Source organism: Nostoc sp. KVJ20 (assembly GCF_001712795.1).
Lineage (GTDB): Bacteria > Cyanobacteriota > Cyanobacteriia > Cyanobacteriales > Nostocaceae > Nostoc.
The window spans coordinates 1-2396 of record NZ_KV757797.1 but is presented as its reverse complement, the minus strand read 5'-3'; the positions used below and the strand labels follow the sequence as shown (position 1 = coordinate 2396).

Annotated in this window: 2 protein-coding genes; both read left to right on the top strand. The window is 45.6% G+C overall.

Going from position 1 to position 2396, the window contains the following annotated elements; translation table 11 throughout:
- Window positions 1-271 precede the first annotated feature (271 nt).
- Window positions 272-1651, top strand: a complete 1380-nt coding sequence (locus tag A4S05_RS37500) for a sensor histidine kinase (RefSeq protein ID WP_370684517.1) — start codon at window positions 272-274, stop codon at window positions 1649-1651.
- Window positions 1623-2009 carry a response regulator gene (locus tag A4S05_RS37495; RefSeq protein ID WP_069074817.1) on the top strand — a complete coding sequence of 129 codons (387 nt, stop codon included), beginning with the start codon at window positions 1623-1625 and terminating at the stop codon, window positions 2007-2009. Before A4S05_RS37500 ends, A4S05_RS37495 begins: the two co-directional genes overlap by 29 nt.
- Window positions 2010-2396: the final 387 nt, after the last annotated feature.

Sequence of the window (2396 nt, the reverse complement as noted above, 5' to 3'; positions counted from 1 at the left end):
AGTCCTTTTTACTTCACCCCCCACCTTCCGGAGTGGGAAACAAATGGTATCCCCCGGGGTGCAGGAGTTAGTTCTTTTGGGTTAGGGGGAACTAATGTCCATCTGTTTCTTGAAGAAGCACCGGGTGTAGGGGAGTAGGGGAGCAGGGGAAGCAGGGGGGCAGGGGGGCAGGGGAGTAGGGGGAGCAGGGGAAGTAAATTCTTCCTTGTCTTCCTTGTCCTCCTTGTCCCCTTTACCCCCCGCGTCTCCCAATTTACAAGCTATTAACGAATTGGAATTGAGAGTTGCAGAGCGTACTGCTGAGTTGATTAACGTGAATCGACAGTTGCAGTCACAACTTGATGAGCGTCAGCGGACACAGGAAGAATTACGGTTTTCTCAAGCTCGATTTGCACGGATTTTAGATATTGCTGATGATGCAATTATTTCCATCAACGGGTTCCAAAGCATTACTTTGTTTAATCAAGGAGCAGAGAAGATTTTTGGCTACTCTGCCCAGGAAGTGATTGGACAGGGGCTTGATTTACTTTTACCGCAGCATTTTTTCCAAGCACATCGTCAACATGTGCTTGACTTTGGTCATTCTCCGAATATTGCCCGACGGATGGGAGAACGGCGTGAAATCTACGGTCGCCGTAAGGATGGGACTGAATTTCCTGCGGAGGCTTCCATCTCCAAAATAGATATGAGTGATGAAATATTTTATACGGTTATCTTGCGGGATATCACAGAGCGTAAGCTAATTGAACGGATGAAAGATGAATTTATTTCTGTTGTTAGTCATGAACTCCGCACGCCTTTAACTTCGATTCACGGCTCTCTAGGAATGCTAACCAGTGGTTTGCTACCAACAGACTCGGAGCAGGGAAAACGTCTGCTGCAAATTGCTACTGATAGCACCGAACGCCTAGTACGCTTAATAAACGACATCCTAGACATTGAGCGGATAGAGTCGGGTAAGACGAAGATGGAACCAGAAATCTGCAATATTGTTGACTTGATTGCTCAAGCAGTAAATGTCATGCAGCCTCTAGCTGACAAAGCAGGGGTGAAAGTATCTATTTGTCCCGTATCTGGTCAAGTATTGGCAGATTGCGATCGCATTGTCCAAACTTTGACTAATCTACTCAGTAACGCGATTAAATTTTCGTCTGCTGGATCTACGGTTTGTTTAGGGGCGCAACAACAAGGGAATGAAATTTTATTGACAGTCAAAGATACTGGACGCGGTATCCCATCTGACAAACTTGAGAGTATTTTTGAGCGGTTTCAACAAGTTGACTCTTCAGATTCACGCAATCATGATGGTACTGGTTTAGGTTTGGCAATTTGTAAGAGCATTATGGAACAGCACGGTGGACGCATCTGGGCTGAAAGCACATTGGGCGAAGGTAGCACTTTTTACGTTACTCTGCCGTTATTTGAGACTTTCCAAAATACTGTTTCAGAAGACTCTTGCAATATTCCCGTGATTCATAATTGTTACGATCCAAGTATAAATAGCCAACTAAATCCAAATACAGAATTTTTGACTAAAGGGCGTGTTAGCACTCAGGAATCTGAACAACAGGTGATGGAGTTACTTCAGCGAATTACTTACAACCAACAAAAGGATAGCAGTGATGACAACAAAGCAAATTCTAGTGGTTGATAACGAACAGTATATTCAAGAAGTTGCCAAGATTTGCTTGGAAACAGTCGCAGGGTGGGAAGTCGAGACAGCGAGTTCTGGTCAAGAGGGGATAATTAAAGCTGAGACTTACCAACCAGATGCAATTTTACTAGATGTAATGATGCCAGAGATGGATGGCATCACTACCTTTGAAAAGTTACAAGCCAATCCATTAACCAAAGCGATTCCGGTAATTTTGTTAACTGCCAAAATCCAGGCTTCCGATCGCCGTCGTTATACCCAGATGGGAATGATCAGTGCGATCGCTAAACCATTCAATCCCCTAGAATTAGCTGCTGAAATAGCTGTAGCGTTAGGCTGGAATCTTGAAAAGTAGAACTCTTGCATAAATCAAAATTGAAGGAGGCAGGAGGCAGGAGGCAGGAGGCAGGAGGCAGGAGGTTTTACCTCAGTTGGGGATTCAAACCCCTCCTGAAAAAGAGCCACAAAACTAGAATTTTTGGAGTTCTTGTCTTAAACCCAAGACCCTCTGGAGCGTCGGGCAGTTTTCCTCCTGCCGACGCTCGCGGACTCGCTAACGCTGCGCTATCCTGCCCTCTGCCTCCAACATCCTCGATAAAGAACCCCACGCCGCATTTGCTGAAGCAAACGCTCCCCTCCCCTTGTTCAGAGGGAGTATGGGAGAGGGAGTAGGGAGTAGGGAACCATTAGTGTCAACTTAAGCCAAAAATAGCGTACTGATTGGGTGTTGTTCACCCGCCAG